An 18,161-nucleotide genomic window follows, 5' to 3' on the forward strand; every position below is an offset into this window, starting at 1 on the left:
AAGATAAGATCTTTTTCAGTTTTTGTAGCTGAATAAAGGTCTTTTTTTTTCACATAAAGGTAACTCAAAATAGTAATTTGCAAACTACAAACCCCTCATAGGTGCAATAAGGAATTTTAGCATTATAATGATGGATATAGCTTTTGGAATGTACAGCTTTCCAATCGAACAATCTAGCTAAACGTAGCAGTAGGAGGAATACATATGAATAATCCAGTCATCATTATAGGTGCAGGATTAAGCGGTTTGCGCGCGGCATTACTACTTACAAAACAAGGAATAACTTGTAAAGTGCTTGAAGCACGAGATAGAATTGGTGGCAGAATTTTAAGTGAGTCTGTTCCAAATCAAGAGGATCTCGGAAGATTTGATCTGGGGCCAACGTGGTTTTGGCCGCAACACGAGCGCAAAATTTCGGCTCTAGTAGAAGAATTAGGGTTGGTGAACTTCGTTCAGCAGAACGAAGGAGACATGCTAATGGAACGGTTTCAAACAAAGCCTCCAGAGCGCTGTGTTATGGAAGAACACATTGACGCCAGAGGAGTTCGGTTAACCGGGGGAATGCGGTCCTTAATAGATGCATTGGCAGAGCAAATCCCTGCAGAAATGATTGAGTTAGAAACTCGTGTTAAAGAAATCTGTATGGACGAGCCTGGAAAAATTATGGTTACAGTAGAAAGAGCAGGTGGAAAGTTAGAAAATATGCGTGCAGCTTCGGTTATTTTGGCATTACCACCGCGTCTTGTAGCACGTCATATTAGATTTTCCCCAGCACTTCCGACAGAACTTTTAACTGATATTGCAGAAAAGCCGACATGGATGGGCTCACAAGCAAAAGTGGTTGTGGTTTTTGATCGTCCATTTTGGAGAGAATCTGGATTGTCAGGTTTGGTGTTGAGTTCGGTTGGTCCCTTGCAAGAAATCTACGATGCTTCGCCTACTAATGGGGCAGGTGCGCTCTTCGGATTTTTCGGGATTTCTTCTGAAGTGCGTCAACATATGGGACCAGAAAAAGTAAAAGAATTGGTCGCTAATCAATTAGTTAAACTGTTTGGCAGAGACGCTGAAAATCCCCAAGCAATTCTTTATAAAGATTGGTCTAGCGATTTTAATACTGCAGTTGAAGAAGATTCAAGCCCATTCAAAAATTATGCGAGTTATGGTCAACCGCCATCAGCTGGTGACTGGGAAGAAAAAGTGTTTTTTTCAGGAACTGAGACAAATTCACAGTATAGTGGCCATTTAGAAGGAGCGCTTCAGTCAGCTGAATATGTCGTAAGTAAAATTCTTACATTAACTAGTAAGTAAGCTAAAATCAGATACGTTGTTTTATTTGAATGCAGGCCCCATCGCCACAAAAACCTTCAAGCATTTAGTTGCTTGAAGGTTTTTGTGTTGGAGTTATTTTACTCGTTCGCCTTGGACGAACACCGAGATAATATTGCGACGTTGCGTCATATAGATGAGCTTCTGAAAAATATCTTGGAGAGAGTTCATGCCTTCGAAAATTGGCATGGATGAGTCTTTTATCTTGGTATCGATAATTTGTGCGTCAAAAGCATAATTTTTCGCAAGTCGACCAACTGGCAGACTAATGCTTTCACCGCCACCTGCTGTAGCAAAATTAAACGCTTCATTGACCGTGATACGCGAATCAGCACGTCCGCGAGAATCAGCGTTTTTAGAAGGATCTACCCCATCTTCTAGCATGCGAGAAGAAATAACGGCTTGGCGAATGGCGGAATAAATTCCAGGGTCATAACCTGCCGACAAATCCGTACCGAGTCCAATTTCAACACCCATGTCAGCAAAATGTTTGACCGGAATTACACTATTGGCAAAATAAGCATTGGAAATAGGGCAGTGAGCGATTGCAGTTCCTTGTTCGATATACGTTTTTGCATCATCATCGCTCAAGAAATTAGCATGCGCCATAATCGCTTTTTCAGTCAATAAGCCGAAATCATTTAATACTTGTGCGTCATTTTTGCCGAAACGCTCTTTCACATGATTGTGTGCCCAGTCACTCTCGCTACAATGCGAAGTGATATAAACATCGTGTTTAGCCGCAATTTTCCCTAATCCTTCTAACGCTTCAGATGTACAACTTGGTACAAAACGCGGCGTTACTACTGGGTAGACACCTTGCTTTGTTGTTTTATTCAACTCTTTTACTCGTTGAATAAAGCGTTCTGTGCCTGTTAATGCTTCTTCTAGGCTAGCATCTCTGTAGAAATCCGGGTTTTCAGCCGGGTCATCCATCACGACTTTTCCAACGAGTCCGCGTTGTCCTTTTTCGGCACAAATTTTTGCTAGCAAAAAACTTGCTTCTTCGTGGATGGTCGCAAAGTAAAGAGCGGTTGTTGTTCCGTTTCCAAGCAATGTATCGACTAAGTGGCTATAAGTTTCTTCGGCAAAAGTTATATCTGAAAACTTAGCTTCTAGTGGGAATGTGTACGTATTAAGCCATTCATAAAGTGGCAAATCAAGTGCTGTGCCGGTTTGAGCCCATTGAGGAGCATGAATATGCAAATCGATAAACCCAGGAAGCAAATACTGACCTTCTGTTAGTTCCATCAGCGTTTCTTCACTGCGGGCTTGTTTCAATACCATGTTGTAATCTTGATCATTCGGTGAAAGACGTTTAGCAATAAAGCCATCATCATTTATACAGAAAAGATAGTCTTCCAATATTTCGATTTCCTGTAGGTTAATACTTGAAAAGCCTGTTCCTTTAATAATTTTATTCATAACAGCCGATGCCTCCATAGTTGTTTTGTATAGGTAGATTAAAAGTTCTCATGTGTGTTGACTTATTTTTCATGATGACCATACGTTTCCGACGAGTGTGATTTTTCTTTTGGTTACTTTCAACAATATCAAAACAAGATAGAATAACAAAAGAGTGGGACCGGTATGGGTCAACACTCTTTTTAAAATTGAAACTTTATTTTGCTACCGTTTCCAGCGCCACTTCAATCATGTCATTAAACGTCGTTTGTCTTTCTTGTGAAGTCGTATGTTCCCCAGTAAGAATATGATCGCTAACCGTTAACAACGTTAATCCTCTTACACCAAATTTAGCAGATAGGTAATAAAGAGCAGCTGCTTCCATTTCAACAGCTAATACACCGTGCTGACCAAGCTTGTTAGTTGTTGCTTGGTCATCAGAGTAGAAACTATCAGAAGAAAATACATTTCCTACATGAAGCGTAAGTCCTTTATCTGTAGCAATATCATAAGCATTTTTGATTAAATTAAAGTTTCCAATTTGAGGAAGATCAATTCCTGGGAAATCTTTGCGGATCATCGCAGAATCCGTTGCAGCAGCTTGTGCAATAATCACATCGCGAATGTTCACGTCTTGCTGAATTGCACCACATGTTCCGATTCTCACAAGATTTTTTACCTGATAGTCATTGATTAACTCATGAATGTAAATGGATGCTGAGGGCATACCCATTCCGGTTCCTTGAACAGAAACGCGGTTTCCTTTATAGGTGCCTGTATACCCCAACATGCCACGCACATTATTGTAGCAACTTACATCTTCAAGAAAAGTTTCTGCAATATAGGTTGCGCGTAACGGATCTCCGGGAAGTAACACTGACTCTGCTATTTCTCCTGCTTTTGCTTCAATATGAAAACTCATTAGAAAAACCTCCATTGTCGTTGTTGTTCTTTTGCATGTAACTGCATCTTTAAAGCATCATAACATGACAGAAAGAAGTGAGCTGTGAAGACAACTACCTTATTATTGTGAACTTGTTCACAAAAAAAGCAGAGGATAAGGTAGCTGTTTTTTGATTACATACTATTCCACTTGCGAAGCATTTGTATTTCTTCTGCTTGATTGCAAATAGACTCGAGTTTTTTCATATCTACTATATAAATATTCTTTTCACGAATCTCAATTATCTTTTCGTCTTGAAATTCGTTCAAAGTTTTAGACATGGATTCTCGTGTAATCCCAAGCATCGTTGCGAGGAAGGATTGATTGATTTTTAAGTCCACTTTGTAGCCGTCATTACTTTGATCGCCAAAATTGAAATAGAAATCGACGAGTAAATTCGCGACTTTTGTTCGGACATCATGCAAGCTTAAATAACGAATCAAGCGATTTAGTATACGCGTGCGTTCAACAAGGATCTTGTAGGCATTTCTTAAAATCGCTGGGTATTGTTCCACAAGCTCCAAGAAGTCTGTCTTCTTAATTTGCCAGGCTGCAACATTTTCGAGTGCTTCAATAGAAGAAATTCGGTAATTAACAAGAGATAAAGCTTCAACTTCTCCTAAAATTTCTCCAGGTAATGCAAAGCTGAGCACAATTTCTTTGTCTTCGTGCAAACGAAAAATTTTCAGTTTTCCAGAACGGATAATGTAAATATCTTCGCTTTCATCATTTTCAAACATGAGCATATGATTTTTCTTGAATTGACGCTCTTTGAGCAGTAGAAGAATCTGCTGCAAATCGTTTTCTGAGATACCTGAGAAGATAGGGATATCTGAGAGGTTTGTCATCATGTGAATCCGTCCTTTCGATTCGGTAAGTTTCATTGCGTATCCGCCGCTGTTTTTCTAATACCGTAATCCCTTATTGAAAGTCACATGTAATCAACTAGCAATCGTCTATGCTAACTTGAATGTAAGGGAACTTTATTTTTTATTATACAGCACAAACTGAAAATCATATGATGGCGGCTGAATTACACTAATTCTTTTATTTTTCCAACTTACAATGCATAGTATCAATAAATAGAAGCGAGCGAAAAAGTGAGATTGAAAATTTAGAAAAAGGGTATTCGAAAAGAGACGATATAAATGCGAGTTAGAAAAAATAGATATTTGACTTGCTTGATCGTTTAAAAGTAGTTGATTTTTACTGAAAAATAGGGGGTATGAATATGAATAAAAAAGTAGTCGGGATGTCGATCATTGCTTCAATCGCTTTGGTCGGGTGTAGTTCGGGAGAAGATGCAAAAGAGCCAATTATTATTGGAGGAAAGCCTTGGACTGAGCAGTATATTTTGCCTTATATTTTAGGTGAGTACATAGAGTCCAAATCAGAGTATACGGTTGAGTATGAAGATGGCCTAGGAGAAGTGTCAATTTTAACACCTGCTTTGGAAAAAGGTGATATTGATATGTATGTTGAGTATACCGGTACAGGATTAAAAGATGTGCTGAAACGTGATTCAGAACCAGGTCAATCATCTGAAGAAGTGCTCGAGGCAGTTAGAGAAGGGTATGAAGAAGAACTAGGAGCGACATGGTTAGAGCCGCTGGGTTTTGAAAATGGCTATACGTTAGCTTATTCTAAAGATAGCGGCTTTAATGCTGAAACTTACTCTGATTTAGCTGCGATTTCTGCTTCTGAGGATGTCACTTTCGGTGGACCACACTCTATTTATGAACGACAGGGTGATGGCTATGAAGATTTAAAAGCTACTTATGATTTTAAATTTTCGGCTACCGAAAGTTTTGATCCCTCTATTATGTACGAAGCTGTGAAAAATGGAGATGTAGACGTTATTCCGGCATTTACAACAGATAGCAGAATTGAGTTGTTCGACCTAGCGACGACAAAAGATGATTTAAACTTCTTTCCAAAATACGATGCAGCTCCAGTTGTTCGATTAGAAACACTTGAAGAATATCCTGAGTTGAAAGATGTCTTAAACGAGCTTGCTGGGCAAATCAGCGAAGAAGAAATGTTGGCGATGAATTCTAAAGTAGATGTTGATAAAGAGCAACCGCAAGACGTAGCTCGAGAATTTCTAATCGAAAAAGAATTGATTGAAGAATAGAGAAACTTATTAACATGTAAAGTAAGTAGGAAATTTTTAGTAGGTAAGGGGAGTTATTCGATGAAAGCAGTAGAAAATACGTCTATAGCAGAGCGCTTTGCAGAAATTAGAGGCGTTACGATGAAACTAATTGAGCCTTTAGAAACGGAAGATTTTATCATTCAATCCCACGAAGATGTGAGTCCAGCAAAGTGGCATATTGCCCATACCACCTGGTTTTTCGAGCGTATGATTTTAAAAGAATTCAAATCGGATTATGAAGAGTTCAATCCAGCTTTTGATTTTTTGTTTAATTCGTATTACAACACGATTGGACCTTATCAACCACGCCACCAACGCGGCGTGCTATCACGACCGACTGTAAATCAAGTTATTGAATATCGCAATTATGTGGATCAGCAAGTAACTAACTTACTTGCTGAATCAGCTAGTGAAACAAAGGAAGAAATAGAAGCTTTAATATACATGGGCCTTCAACACGAACAACAGCATCAGGAATTGATCTTAATGGATATAAAATACAACTTTTTTGTTAATCCACTTTTTCCTACGTATACAGAAACTGAAAAACGTCCAGTAAGTAAACAGCAGGAATCGCAGTTTGTTGAGTTTGAGGGAGGATTGGTCGAAATCGGTCACGACGGGAATGGCTTTGCGTTTGATAACGAAAGTCCGCGTCACAAGGTTTGGCTTGAACCTTTCAAATTGGCAACAAAACCTGTAACCAATGGAGAATTTCTTGAATTTATAAATTCCGGAGGCTATGAAAAACCGGAATATTGGCTTTCTGATGGTTGGAGTATAGTCAAAGAACACAATTGGAAAGCACCACTTTATTGGCTGAAAGACAAACAACAGCACTGGCAAATCTTTACCTTAGCGGGCATACAGGACCTAGAACTCGATGAACCGGTTAGTCATATTAGTTTTTACGAAGCAGATGCTTTTAGTAGATGGAAAGGCAAAAGGTTACCTACTGAAGCTGAATGGGAATATGCTTCTCAAAGCGTTGCTATTCATGGAAATACGTTGGATGAGGGAGTTTACCATCCTGTAGCAAGCAGTAGCGATTCACAAAGTGAATTGTTGTCTAGGATGTTCGGAGATGTATGGGAATGGACTGCCAGTGCCTATTCACCGTATCCAGGGAGTAAACCGTTAGAAGGTGCATTAGGTGAATACAATGCAAAATTCATGTGCAACCAAATGATTCTTCGCGGAGGTTCATGCGCAACGCCGCTAAAACATATCCGAGAAACATACCGAAATTTTTTTCCGCCAGAAAAAAGATGGCAATTTAGTGGGTTTAGACTAGCACAAGACCAAAATTAATCATTTAAGAGAAGTACAACTGTTTTATGCGAAAAAGCAGACAACCGATTCTACTCGGGTTGTCTGCTTTTTTCTGTAAAAAAAGAATGATATTTCGACTTACTTATTGCAATTTCGTCAAAAAAGAGTAATATACCTAAATAGACATTGCATATCCACAATGGATATTGCAAATAGCTACTTAACATTGAAAATAACTGTTAACTTATATTAGACAGAAAAGGAGTGCAGATTATGCAGCTAACAAAGGGTGTCGAGCAGGCTATTTGTATTATTGTGTTGCTGGCGACGCAAGAAAGCAGCGCGCCGCTTGCTTCAGATGAAATTAGCAAAAGGCTGGGCGTTTCACCGTCTTATATGAAGAAAATAACGAGGAAATTAGTCGTTCAAGGAATTGCTGTTTCGGTACCTGGCAATAATGGCGGCGTTTCACTAGCAAAATCGGCAACGCATATTACAATGCTTGACGTTATTGAAGCAATGGAAGGACCAATACAACTTTACCCAGATACAGGGTTAATCCGTCTCGCTTTTAAAGATGGAGAGTATGCACAAAAAGGACAAGAAATTCTTAAAAATGTTTTTTCACAAGGAGATCGGTTATTGATTGAATATTTATCTAAAGTTACGGCTGCAGATCTCTTGAAAGAAGGATTAGGGATGTCGAATTTACCAACATTAAACTGGAATAGAGAAACGTTAAGTGATGTATTGAAAAAAGAACAGGATGATTTAAAATGAAAATGTTTAAACAGGAATGGAAGCAATTATTTTCCAAACCACTTTTGTTAGGAACCATGGTTGTTATGATGTTTATCCCGATTATTTATAGTGGTTTTTTCTTAGGCTCGTCGTGGGACCCTTACGGAAAAACAGAACGCTTACCGGTAGCGGTCGTTAATGAAGATGTACCATCAGAATATGAAGGCAAGACACTTGATATCGGTTCAGAGTTAGTTGGAAATTTAAAAGAGAATGATGCATTGGATTGGCAGTTTACCGATGCAAAAAAAGCAGAGCAAGGAATGGACGATGGGAAATACTTTATGGTTTTGACCATTCCAAACAATTTCTCGGAACATGCAGCATCTGTAATGAGTGATGATCCAAAACCGATGGATTTGCAGTATGAAACCAATCCCGGTCGCGGATTTTTTATAAAATCAATAAGTAAACAAGCGACTACGACGATTAAAGAGGAAATTGCAGAAAGTGTGACAAAAGAATACGTAAAAGCAGTATTTGAACAAATTGATACATTGGGTGAAGGTTTAGGAGATGCAGCAGAAGGTGCGGAACAACTTGATGATGGAACTGTCAAATTACAAAAAGGCAATGCAGAATTAATCGTAGGGCTTGGCACACTTTCAGAAGGAAGTTTAACTTTTCAGGAAGGCGCAGAGCAATTAGAAATTGGTGCCGGACAGTTTGCTACAGGAGCCGCAGATTTAAATCAAGGAGCGAACCTGTTGAATAAAGGGATTATTTCTTATACAGCAGGAGTAGGCAAGTTGCAAAGCGGTGTGGTTGGACTTGCTGAAGGAACCGCAGAGCTAAATAATAATGGTCCAAAACTTGTTGAAGGATCACAAAAGTTAGAACAAGGTCTAAATTCTCTCGTTCCAGGAGCAGAACAACTGAGTCAAGGTCTGACAGCTACTGAAGCTGGTAGTGCACAGCTAAATAATGGCTTACATGAGCTTCAAACACAAACAAGCGAGTTAACAGGGAGTTCTTCTGGCATTCAACAGTTGGTAGTAGGTCAAGCTGCGCTTGGTGAGGGTCTTGCTAAACTGGCTAATGGCAGTACCACTCTTCAAGAGGGACTTGGTGCATTAAATAACCAACTTCCAACACCAGATCAACTCAACAATTTGCAACAAGGTTTATTAGCTATTCAAGAAAACGTTAACCAATTAAATGGTGCTGTTTCGGCCAGTAGTGCACAGAATGCATCAAAATTGCAGGCGAATCTAGCGGCGGCACAACAAGCTGTTAGCGAAATGCAGCCAACTTCTTCAACTGCAACAGTGGCAGCTCTTGAAGCAACAGCTACTTATAGCAGTTTAACTGCGGAGCAACAAGCCGAATTATCAGCTGCAGTAACTGGAAGTACACAGCAACAAGCAGCAGCACAACAAAGTTCACTTGAAACGCTCGAGCAAAGTCTTGCTGCTGTATCAGCTAACATAAACGAGCAAATTATTCCCGCATTTCAATCACTCGGATCCATGCCTGAGAAAGTAGCAGAATTGAACAGTGCTGTAGATCAAGTAAATCCTGCAGCCCGAGAAGCTCTTGGTGGATATTCAGCTGTCCGAAATGCACTGAACGATCAACTTATTCCAGGTGTGAAGAATCTCAATGCGGGAGCAGAGCAAGCGGTTGAGACAAGTGGACAACTTCTTGCGGGAATTGAAAAAACAGCAGAAAGTCTACCTCAGCTTGCAGATGCAGTTGACCGGTTAGCAGAAGGAAGCTCTTCACTGAATGACGGTGTATCTTCTCTTGCTTCAGGCTCAATTGGACTTGTTGAAGGTGCGAGCGCGTTGCAACAAGGGTCTATAGAATTAGAAAAAGGAACAACTGAATACACAGCAGGAGTATCAAAAGCAGCACAAGGAGCAGGGCAGCTTCAAGAAGGAACGGCTGAACTTGCGGCTAACTCTGCAGAGCTAAATTCGGGTTCCAGTGATTTGGCAAATGGTGCAAATCAGCTAGCCGAGGGCGTACCAGCGCTTTCAAGTGGTGCAGGTGAACTTGCTGGTGGAGCAACTGATTTACATAGCGGAGCCAGCAAACTAGAAGACGGCTCTGGTGAATTAGGTCAAGGCCTTACAGAGCTAGAGGAAGGAACTTCTGAACTTACTACAAGTTTATCTGATGGCGCAGAAGATGTAGCAAGCAAACAAGTAACAGATGATAATTACGAAATGATCGCTGCACCAGCAACAGCAACAGAAAGTGAACGGAGCGATGTACCGAACTACGGTCATGCATTAGCACCTTATATTTTGTCGCTTGCTCTTTTCGTCGGAGCTTTATCTTTCAATTTAGTATTCCCAATTAACGCACCAGCTGGACGCCCGACTTCAGGAGTTGGCTGGTGGTTTAGTAAGTTTTCACTTGGTTTTATCCAAGCAACAGCAGCAGCACTCATTGTTGATGCAATTATGCTGTTCGGTTTCCATCTTCAAGTCGATCACATCGGAGAGTTTATTGCGGTCTCAGTCATCACTTCACTTACCTACATGTTCTTAATTATGTTCTTAGGTATTACTTTTGGAAATCCAGGACGATTTGTGGCAATGATTATTCTCGTTCTCCAATTGGGTGCAAGTGGTGGTACATTTCCTGTAGAATTAACAAATACATTTTTCCAGACGGTGCATGATTTTGTTCCCATGAGCTATGCCATCCTCGGATTCCGAGAATCGATGTCTTCGGCATATGGAACACATACTTTCATTACGAGTATTTTAGTGCTTGGCGCTTTTATTGTCATCTTTAATCTGCTGTTATGGCTAGTACTTAGCTTGCGAAGTCGTAAAGCATATAGATTAGCAGAAGAAAATTAAGTACAAGGGGCTGTCTCAAAAGGTCATAAACAATGACTTTTTGAGTACAGCTCCTTTTTTATTTTGTATGAAAGGTCTTTCGCTTTTTTAAAGGACTTTTGCATTGAAAAGAGAAAGTACGAGTAGCGTAAAAATTACACCGAACAAAACTACGTGAATAGTAGGAAGGAGGGAAATCGAAAGTGCCATACATTCAGACAAGTAGATTGACCTTAATCACATTTACTGTGGCAATGATGAAAGCCGCAATTTCTAATAAGGCTGATCTGGAAAAGATCACAACATACCGAGTAGCTGACGGCTACCCGATGACTGCTTACAAAGAAATCATCCCATATAAAATAAAACAATTTAGCGAATATCCACACGAAAATAAATGGGAAGGCATACTTGTACATAATCAGACGCGAACCATTATAGGAGATATGGGTTTTCGGTACCGAGACGGCAAGCAAGATGAATTGGAACTAGGCTATAGCATCGTCCCGAGTTATCAAGGCCATGGCTATGCAACCGAAATGGCACAAGCTTTAGTAGCATGGGGGAAAACGCAGTCAGGTATCAACAGAATAATTGCCAGTTGCGATTACGACAACTTTGCATCTATTCGTGTGCTAGAAAAAGCTGGATTGAGAAGAGTTGAGAAAAAGGATAGTAAAATTTATTGGTCAACTTGAAAGGGATAAAAAATAAACCTTCATTGACTGATACGCAGTCAATGAAGGTTTAGACAAAGTGTTTATTCGACTGGAATTTTAGTGGCTTCTTTTCTGACAAAGTCACTAAATTCGTCGCCCCAATTACAAATAGATGTAACTACAGGCTCTAGACGAAGACCGATATCACTCAATTGATACTCTACTCTAGGTGGCACAACCGGATAAACAAAACGAGTTATGATTTGGTCTTCTTCTAATTCTCTTAGTTGCCTAATTAACATGCGCTGATTGGCTTGGGGAAGTTTTTTCTGTATTTCACTCAGTCGTAGTGGAGAATCATGTAATAGACACCAGATAACAGCTATTTTCCAACGGCCGCCAATAGCTGACAATGCCAAATCTTTTCCAGAGAAATAGGTTTTTTCTTTATAATGAATTTCCAAGTGTTCTCACTCCTTTATGTTTATACTAACCTGTAATGACAAAAAAGTCAGTACTGTTCAAAAGGACTTTGGTAAAAGATAAGTCTCGGCTAAAAAACAGGAGAAAGAGGGAGATGGCATGAATAAAAGAGCGGCGATTGCATTTAGATCAGAAAAAGTCCTTAATATGAAAAAGTGTGAAACTGAAAAATTAAAAACAAAAAAGTCATTATCAAATAATGACACTGATGAAACAATAGCTGAAGTTGACTGGAAGATTATTGGACTTAGACATTTCTTTTTGTATCTCGCTTAAACATTTGCAAAAGGAGTAGCCGTGTATAGTGACAAAATCGTCAGTATTGTTTAAAGGATTTTTGTATGTAATGATAGATACATAGTATAAAACAAACAAAAAGAAAGAAGGCATAAATATGAAAAGTAGAGCAGCAGTCGCGTTTAAAGCAGGAGAACCTCTTCAACTCGTTGAAATCGATGTAGAAGAACCAAAAGCAAAAGAAGTCATGGTAAAAATACTCTATACATCGGTTTGTCATACGGATGCGTTTACGTTATCAGGCAATGACCCAGAAGGCGTTTTTCCAGCTGTTTTAGGACATGAAGGCGGCGGTGTCGTGGTATCTGTCGGAGAAGGTGTAACGTCTGTAAAACCAGGAGATCACGTGATTCCACTTTACACAGCGGAATGTGGCGAGTGTAAATTCTGCTTGTCAGGTAAAACAAACTTGTGTAGTGCAGTGCGCGAAACACAAGGTAAAGGCTTAATGACAGACGGCACAACGCGTTTTTCTTATAACGGAGAGCCGGTTTATCATTACATGGGCACGAGCACATTTAGTGAATACACGGTTGTGAACGAAGTGAGCTTAGCAAAAGTGGATGAAGATGCTCCATTAGATAAAGTTTGCTTGCTTGGTTGTGGTGTTACGACAGGCATGGGCGCAGTGAAAAATACGGCGAAAGTTGAAGAAGGTGCTGTAGCGGCAGTCTTTGGAGTAGGCGCAATTGGGCTAGCGGTCGTTCAAGGATTGGTAAAAGCAAATGCCAGCCGTATTATTGTGATCGACTTGAACGAAGATAAATTTGAACTAGCGAAGAAAATGGGTGCGACTGATTTTATTAACCCGTCGAAATTCGATAAGCCGATTCAAGAAGTAATTGTTGAAATGACCGATGGCGGCGTTGATTATAGCTTTGAGTGTATCGGAAACGTTGAGGTTATGCGTTCAGCTCTTGAATGTTGTCATAAAGGCTGGGGCGAAAGCATTATCTTAGGTGTCGCAGGTGCGGGCAAAGAAATTAGCACACGTCCATTCCAATTGGTGACAGGACGCGTATGGCGTGGATCGGCATTTGGTGGTGTTAAAGGACGTACGGAATTGCCTGGCATGGTCAAAGACTTTATGAACGGGGACATTGATTTGGATTCGTTTATCACGCATCACTTAGCATTCCAAGAGATAAACGAAGCATTTGAACTTTTGCATAAAGGTGAGTCGATTCGTACGATTTTAACTTATGGAGAGTGATACAATGAATCTTAAAAATGTTGAAACAAAAATAGCTTTTGACGGGGAACAACGTAAATACAGTCATTTTTCGGAAGCCTTGCAATGTGATATGACATTTAGCATTTACTTACCAACCAATAATGAAAAGAAAGAAATTCCTCTTATCTGGTGGCTATCAGGCTTGACGTGCACAGATGATAATTTTAGTCAAAAAAGTGGTTTTCAACGATTGGCTGAAATACACCAAGTAGCGGTTATAATTCCAGATACGTCACCGCGCGGAGAAGCTGTTGCAGATGACGCTGCTTATGACCTTGGACAAGGTGCAGGCTTTTATGTAGATGCTACTGAACAACCATGGTCAGAGCATTATAAAATGTATACGTACATTACAGAAGAGTTAGCTGAAATTGCGTCTACACTGGTCCCTCGTTTTTCAGGCAAAGAAAGCATCATGGGCCACTCCATGGGCGGTCATGGAGCCTTAGTCATTGGGATGAAAAATGCACAACGTTTTAAAGCAATTTCTGCTTTTTCCCCTATTTTGAGTCCAAGCCAAGTACCATGGGGAATAAAAGCTTTTTCAACTTATTTAGGCAAAGATAAAGCAACTTGGTTAGAGTGGGATGCGACAGAATTAGTAAAAACAACTCATGCACCACCTATCCTGATTTCTCAAGGAACTCAAGATTCGTTTTATCCAGAACAATTGGAAGAGACAGCTTTCTTAAAAAATGCTAAAGAAAATAACCAATTGGTGGAGTACACGAAAAACGCTGGTTATGATCATAGTTATTTTTTTATCTCCACTTTCTTGGATGATCATTTCGCCTTCCATATGAAGAACTTAAAATGATTCTCATTTTAAAATAAGATGTAAAATGGGACATGCCTACATTGCAGTTAAATGTGGGGATGTCCTATTGTTTTTAGTTCATTTTTAAAAAATTGCAAAGCAGATTGAACTTAAGAAACACTAGATGTAAGATTTTCTGCGACCAAGCCTAGTATGACGATACAAAAACAAATATGCGTTATAATCAAAACAGGATTGATGCTATTTGCTATTGCTATTTCAATGTATAGTTTGAAAATAACAACAAGTTCGGAAAAAATATGTTAACTAAGAGGTAGAGAATATATGGATATGAAAAAAATGTTAGTCAATGAACGTGTAAAACCATATTTGTCAAAAGCTCGTTACGGTGTTGAAAAAGAAGGTCAACGGGTTGATTTGACGGGGATGTTGGTTCACACAAACCATCCTGAAAATATAGCGATGAGCGATGACCATCCTTATATCAAACGTGATTTTGCGGAGACACAGATGGAATTGGTTACACCGGTTACGGATTCACTAAAAGAACTTTTTGATTACTTAACAGCTATTCATGAAGTGGCTTATCGGTCGATGGATGAAAACGAAATGCTTTGGCCACTAAGTATGCCACCGGAATTACCAAAAGACGAAAAAGATATTATTATTGCAAAATTAGCTGACGATGAAGGTGTTCAATACCGTCAATCATTAGCCCATTCTTATGGTCGTCGCAAGCAAATGATTAGTGGTATTCACTATAACTTTGAATTTAGTGATGAATTGCTCCAAGCTTTGTTTAAGGCGCAGTCTGAAATCATAGCTTTTCCTCATTTTAAAACTGAAGTTTATATGAAAATTACTCGAAACTATTTGCACTATAGATGGCTAATTACCTATTTGTATGGGGCCTCTCCTAGCAGTGAAAAGAATTTCTTTGACAATGATTCTTTAGATGAGCCAGTGAGAAGCATTCGAAGTAGCAAATACGGTTATACAAATCGAAACAATGTGCAAGTATCCTATAGTAGTTTAAAAACCTATATAGCTGATATTTCTTTAATGATTGAAAAGGGAATACTCAGTGAAGAAAAAGAGTTTTACTCGGCTGTCCGTTTAAGAGGTGGAAGTCAAGTTGCAGATTTAGAAGAACGCGGCATTGGATATATCGAATTAAGAAACATCGATATTAATCCTTTTGACAAAAATGGAATTAGCTATGAACAAGCAGAGTTTCTGCATCTGTTCTTGATTTATATGTTATGGAAAGATGAAGAGATGGATTGTGACGAATGGGTTAAAAAAGGAGAACTTTATAGCGAAGCAGTGGCACTTGAACACCCATTGGCAATTACACAATTTAAAGCAGAAGCTGAAACTATCGTTGATGAAATAGAGCAATTGACACAATTGCTAGGATTAGCTGTTTCTGAAGGCTTATTTGCTAATTTTAGAGAAATGTTACAAGACCCAAGTAAAACTTTAGCAGGAAAGCTTTTTGAAAAAAGTAAAGACAGCAGTCAAGGTCAAGTAGCCACGTGCATTGCGAAAGAATATCATGAAACTGCATGGGAAAAACCATACCAATTAACTTCATTTACAGATATGGAATTGTCCACTCAATTTTTAATATTTGATGCAATGCAGCAAGGAATTCAAGTGGAAATTGTAGACCGTCAAGATCAATTTTTAAAACTGAAGCTGAATAATCATATTGAATATGTCAAGAATGGCAATATGACCAGTAAAGACAGCTATATTGCGACTTTAATTATGGAAAACAAAACCGTAACGAAGAAAATTCTTCAGCAGCAGGGATTCCATGTTCCAGCAGGTGAAGAATTTAACGACATTGAACAAGCTTTACAAGCCTTTGAGTTATTTTCCACTAAAGCTTTTGTCGTAAAGCCGAAATCGACAAATTATGGTTTGGGAATTTCGATTTTCAAAGAAGGGGCAAGCTATGAGGATTATCAAAAATCTCTTACACTGGCCTTTGAAGAAGATTCTTCTGTGTTAATAGAAGAGTTTCTTAACGGAACAGAATACCGATTTTTTATCATGAATGACGAAGTACAAGCCGTTATGTCAAGAATTCCAGCAAATGTCGTCGGGGATGGTAAACACACGGTTGAAGAATTAGTAGCTCAAAAAAACCAGGATCCACTGAGAGGCAGAGATCACCGAACACCGTTAGAAAAGATTCAATTAGGCGAGTTAGAAGTGTTAATGCTTAAAGGGCAAGGAAAGAAATTGGATTCAATTCCAAAAAAAGACGAAATCCTCTATTTGCGCGAGAACTCAAATGTGAGCACAGGCGGCGATTCAATTGATGTTACCGACCAAATTTCAGATGACTATAAAAAGATAGCTGTAGATGCAGTAGCTGCTCTTGGAGCTAAGATTAGTGGCATTGATTTAATTATTGAAAGTATTGAAGTTCCAGCGTCGGCTAACAATGCTTATGGAATTATTGAAGCGAACTTCAATCCCTCTATGTATATGCATATTTTCCCGTACAAAGGAAAATCGCGCCGCGTGACAATGAAGTTGATACGTTATTTATTTCCGGAGCTTGTGTAAGTTGATAGAGATCGAACTAAAAAAGATGACGTCGGCGTTTTTGCCGGCGTCATCTTTTTTGATTTAATCCTTATGAGAAACTGGAATTTCAGCATTCACTAATCTTTTTTTCATTAGTGGCATTAAAAAACGATTTATTTAATTCATTTATTGTTTGGTCAAATAATCGTTGCCTTGCTTCTAGGCGATAAAAATGCCGCCAATAGACAAATACTTCCTTGGCTATCCCAATTTTTTTGGAGCCTTCTACAGCATTTAGGTTCTTGACTACACAAACTTCGTACATCAAGTCTTTTAATGGTTTTTTGTATTCACTTTCAATTGCATTTTTAAAGTGTCTGTATTTCATTAGAAACCTCCTCATTCATAGTGACCTTGGATATGGTGAAGGGACATCCATTTATTTAAGGAATTATGAAAAACTAGCACAGGCAATAGCTTAATATTGCCTGTGCTAGTGTATTGAAATTCATTTGCTAAAAGATATTATCTTATTTAAATGCAACATTGTGCTGAACTTGATCTTGGTTGGTCCATTCAATCGTTGTTCCAGGAGCAACAGTAATGGTTTCTTCGCCAAATGCATAATCTGCAATATCGACTTCTATTTTATCCATAGCTTCAGCACCTTCTTCAACAATCACGGTCATTTGCATAACAGGATGCGGTTCACAGAATATCGAAAATTCACCTGCTTCGTTAAACACAAAGCTCGTCTTGTCTCCATTTGATAATAAATCAGAAGCGGTACCACTTTTTGCTTCAGGTGAGCTTTCTTCTACGGGTTCAGCCTCTGTTGTTTCTTCAGCTGGTTCCTCTTCTTCAACAACTTCTTCCGCAGGCTCTTCTTCTACTTCTTCAGTAGTAGTTTCTTCTGCGGTACTTCCTTGTTCCTCAACTGCCGGTTCAGCCTTTTCGTTACCCGACGTTTGTTCTTCCCCACAAGCTGCTAATGACAAGATTGATGCAGCGAGAATAAACCCGAATTTTTTGTTAATCATTTTAGTTCCTCCTCGTTTTTTGTTCTTGCCTATAAAACGCAGTAAGGGGAGAATTAGATTACTTTTTTTGAAAAAAGATTTTTCCTTCTATATAAATGTGCAGAAAAGTCAATTGCTCATTTTGGGCGTAGAGCTAGTGCTTGATTCAACCACTATCACACAACAAAGTAGTTGCAATAGCTTAATGAAAAGAAAATAGATTGAAATCGTCACTAATTATATGTGAATAAGCAAAAATCTTTTCTTGTATGTAGGTTGATTAAGCCTGTCTCTAATAAATGTTAATTCAATCTTTTTAAAAATAAAGTGATCTAAACAAATGCCCTTTGCGTTATGTCTGTATAACGAAAAAAAAAACAAGAAAAAGGGAGCGATTTTATTATGAAATTAAACAAATTACTGTTAGCCCTACCACTTAGCCTAGCGTTGC

The 18,161-nt window shown here is 39.0% G+C and carries 16 protein-coding genes; 10 read left to right on the forward strand and 6 right to left on the reverse strand.

Annotated elements, in window-relative coordinates:
• The first annotated feature begins 204 nt into the window (after positions 1–204).
• The gene (locus tag QMF37_RS14510; protein WP_071154287.1) at positions 205–1,308 is read left to right on the forward strand and encodes a flavin monoamine oxidase family protein; all 1,104 of its coding nucleotides are present in this window, start codon (positions 205–207) and stop codon (positions 1,306–1,308) included.
• Positions 1,309–1,401: 93 nt separating this feature from the next.
• On the opposite strand, the gene guaD is transcribed toward QMF37_RS14510, so the two are convergent.
• The 3 genes from guaD to QMF37_RS14525 all read right to left on the reverse strand — a co-directional run bounded on the left by guaD (position 1,402) and on the right by QMF37_RS14525 (position 4,524).
• Positions 1,402–2,751, reverse strand: a complete 1,350-nt coding sequence (gene guaD, locus QMF37_RS14515) for a guanine deaminase (protein WP_283478650.1) — start codon at positions 2,749–2,751, stop codon at positions 1,402–1,404.
• 196 nt (positions 2,752–2,947) lie between these two features.
• On the reverse strand, positions 2,948–3,652 hold the full coding sequence (gene deoD / locus QMF37_RS14520) for a purine-nucleoside phosphorylase (protein WP_065524529.1): 705 nt from the start codon (positions 3,650–3,652) through the stop codon (positions 2,948–2,950).
• 155 nt (positions 3,653–3,807) lie between these two features.
• A complete protein-coding gene (locus QMF37_RS14525) occupies positions 3,808–4,524 on the reverse strand; it encodes a Crp/Fnr family transcriptional regulator (protein WP_078080836.1) in 717 nt (238 codons plus the stop codon).
• Between the two features lie 380 nt (positions 4,525–4,904).
• Between QMF37_RS14525 and QMF37_RS14530 the strand changes: the two genes are divergently transcribed.
• The 5 genes from QMF37_RS14530 to QMF37_RS14550 all read left to right on the forward strand — a co-directional run bounded on the left by QMF37_RS14530 (position 4,905) and on the right by QMF37_RS14550 (position 11,394).
• Positions 4,905–5,807, forward strand: a complete 903-nt coding sequence (locus QMF37_RS14530; RefSeq protein ID WP_078080466.1) for a glycine betaine ABC transporter substrate-binding protein — start codon at positions 4,905–4,907, stop codon at positions 5,805–5,807.
• Positions 5,808–5,867: 60 nt separating this feature from the next.
• On the forward strand, positions 5,868–7,139 hold the full coding sequence (gene egtB / locus QMF37_RS14535; RefSeq protein WP_078080465.1) for an ergothioneine biosynthesis protein EgtB: 1,272 nt from the start codon (positions 5,868–5,870) through the stop codon (positions 7,137–7,139).
• A gap of 234 nt (positions 7,140–7,373) precedes the next feature.
• A complete protein-coding gene (locus QMF37_RS14540) occupies positions 7,374–7,880 on the forward strand; it encodes an RrF2 family transcriptional regulator (protein WP_071154701.1) in 507 nt (168 codons plus the stop codon).
• Complete coding sequence (locus QMF37_RS14545; protein WP_078080464.1) at positions 7,877–10,717, forward strand: YhgE/Pip domain-containing protein; 2,841 nt, start codon at positions 7,877–7,879, stop codon at positions 10,715–10,717. The genes QMF37_RS14540 and QMF37_RS14545 overlap by 4 nt, the downstream gene beginning before the upstream one ends.
• Before the next feature lie 182 nt (positions 10,718–10,899).
• The gene (locus QMF37_RS14550; protein WP_078080463.1) at positions 10,900–11,394 is read left to right on the forward strand and encodes a GNAT family N-acetyltransferase; all 495 of its coding nucleotides are present in this window, start codon (positions 10,900–10,902) and stop codon (positions 11,392–11,394) included.
• 62 nt (positions 11,395–11,456) lie between these two features.
• Here the strand turns inward: QMF37_RS14550 and QMF37_RS14555 are convergent, their stop codons facing one another.
• Positions 11,457–11,819 carry a winged helix-turn-helix transcriptional regulator gene (locus tag QMF37_RS14555; protein ID WP_071154702.1) on the reverse strand — a complete coding sequence of 121 codons (363 nt, stop codon included), beginning with the start codon at positions 11,817–11,819 and terminating at the stop codon, positions 11,457–11,459.
• Positions 11,820–11,937: 118 nt separating this feature from the next.
• Between QMF37_RS14555 and QMF37_RS14560 the strand changes: the two genes are divergently transcribed.
• From QMF37_RS14560 to gshAB, 4 genes are all read left to right on the forward strand, one after another.
• Positions 11,938–12,114, forward strand: a complete 177-nt coding sequence (locus QMF37_RS14560; RefSeq protein ID WP_169835267.1) for a hypothetical protein — start codon at positions 11,938–11,940, stop codon at positions 12,112–12,114.
• Between the two features lie 118 nt (positions 12,115–12,232).
• The gene (locus QMF37_RS14565) at positions 12,233–13,348 is read left to right on the forward strand and encodes an S-(hydroxymethyl)glutathione dehydrogenase/class III alcohol dehydrogenase (protein WP_078080462.1); all 1,116 of its coding nucleotides are present in this window, start codon (positions 12,233–12,235) and stop codon (positions 13,346–13,348) included.
• Between the two features lie 4 nt (positions 13,349–13,352).
• Positions 13,353–14,186, forward strand: a complete 834-nt coding sequence (fghA, locus tag QMF37_RS14570; RefSeq protein WP_058385176.1) for an S-formylglutathione hydrolase — start codon at positions 13,353–13,355, stop codon at positions 14,184–14,186.
• Positions 14,187–14,471: 285 nt separating this feature from the next.
• Entirely contained in the window at positions 14,472–16,730 is a 2,259-nt protein-coding gene (gene gshAB / locus QMF37_RS14575) for a bifunctional glutamate--cysteine ligase GshA/glutathione synthetase GshB (protein WP_078080461.1), read from the forward strand.
• 88 nt (positions 16,731–16,818) lie between these two features.
• Here the strand turns inward: gshAB and QMF37_RS14580 are convergent, their stop codons facing one another.
• Both QMF37_RS14580 and QMF37_RS14585 read right to left on the reverse strand, forming a co-directional pair.
• A complete protein-coding gene (locus tag QMF37_RS14580) occupies positions 16,819–17,079 on the reverse strand; it encodes a hypothetical protein (protein WP_071154600.1) in 261 nt (86 codons plus the stop codon).
• Between the two features lie 142 nt (positions 17,080–17,221).
• Positions 17,222–17,731: a plastocyanin/azurin family copper-binding protein gene (locus tag QMF37_RS14585; protein WP_071154599.1), complete on the reverse strand. Its 510-nt coding sequence runs from the start codon at positions 17,729–17,731 to the stop codon at positions 17,222–17,224.
• Between the last annotated feature and the right edge of the window lie 430 nt (positions 17,732–18,161).

The organism is Planococcus sp. S3-L1 (assembly GCF_030063085.1).
Classification (GTDB): Bacteria; Bacillota; Bacilli; order Bacillales_A; family Planococcaceae; genus Planococcus; species Planococcus kocurii.

Coding starts and splice junctions, on each gene's coding strand:
- QMF37_RS14510 (WP_071154287.1), top strand. CDS start 205: ATGAATAATCCAGTCATCATTATAGGTGCAGGATTAAGCGGTTTGCGC.
- guaD (WP_283478650.1), bottom strand. CDS start 2,751: ATGAATAAAATTATTAAAGGAACAGGCTTTTCAAGTATTAACCTACAG.
- deoD (WP_065524529.1), bottom strand. CDS start 3,652: ATGAGTTTTCATATTGAAGCAAAAGCAGGAGAAATAGCAGAGTCAGTG.
- QMF37_RS14525 (WP_078080836.1), bottom strand. CDS start 4,524: ATGATGACAAACCTCTCAGATATCCCTATCTTCTCAGGTATCTCAGAA.
- QMF37_RS14530 (WP_078080466.1), top strand. CDS start 4,905: ATGAATAAAAAAGTAGTCGGGATGTCGATCATTGCTTCAATCGCTTTG.
- egtB (WP_078080465.1), top strand. CDS start 5,868: ATGAAAGCAGTAGAAAATACGTCTATAGCAGAGCGCTTTGCAGAAATT.
- QMF37_RS14540 (WP_071154701.1), top strand. CDS start 7,374: ATGCAGCTAACAAAGGGTGTCGAGCAGGCTATTTGTATTATTGTGTTG.
- QMF37_RS14545 (WP_078080464.1), top strand. CDS start 7,877: ATGAAAATGTTTAAACAGGAATGGAAGCAATTATTTTCCAAACCACTT.
- QMF37_RS14560 (WP_169835267.1), top strand. CDS start 11,938: ATGAATAAAAGAGCGGCGATTGCATTTAGATCAGAAAAAGTCCTTAAT.
- QMF37_RS14565 (WP_078080462.1), top strand. CDS start 12,233: ATGAAAAGTAGAGCAGCAGTCGCGTTTAAAGCAGGAGAACCTCTTCAA.
- fghA (WP_058385176.1), top strand. CDS start 13,353: ATGAATCTTAAAAATGTTGAAACAAAAATAGCTTTTGACGGGGAACAA.
- gshAB (WP_078080461.1), top strand. CDS start 14,472: ATGGATATGAAAAAAATGTTAGTCAATGAACGTGTAAAACCATATTTG.
- QMF37_RS14580 (WP_071154600.1), bottom strand. CDS start 17,079: ATGAAATACAGACACTTTAAAAATGCAATTGAAAGTGAATACAAAAAA.
- QMF37_RS14585 (WP_071154599.1), bottom strand. CDS start 17,731: ATGATTAACAAAAAATTCGGGTTTATTCTCGCTGCATCAATCTTGTCA.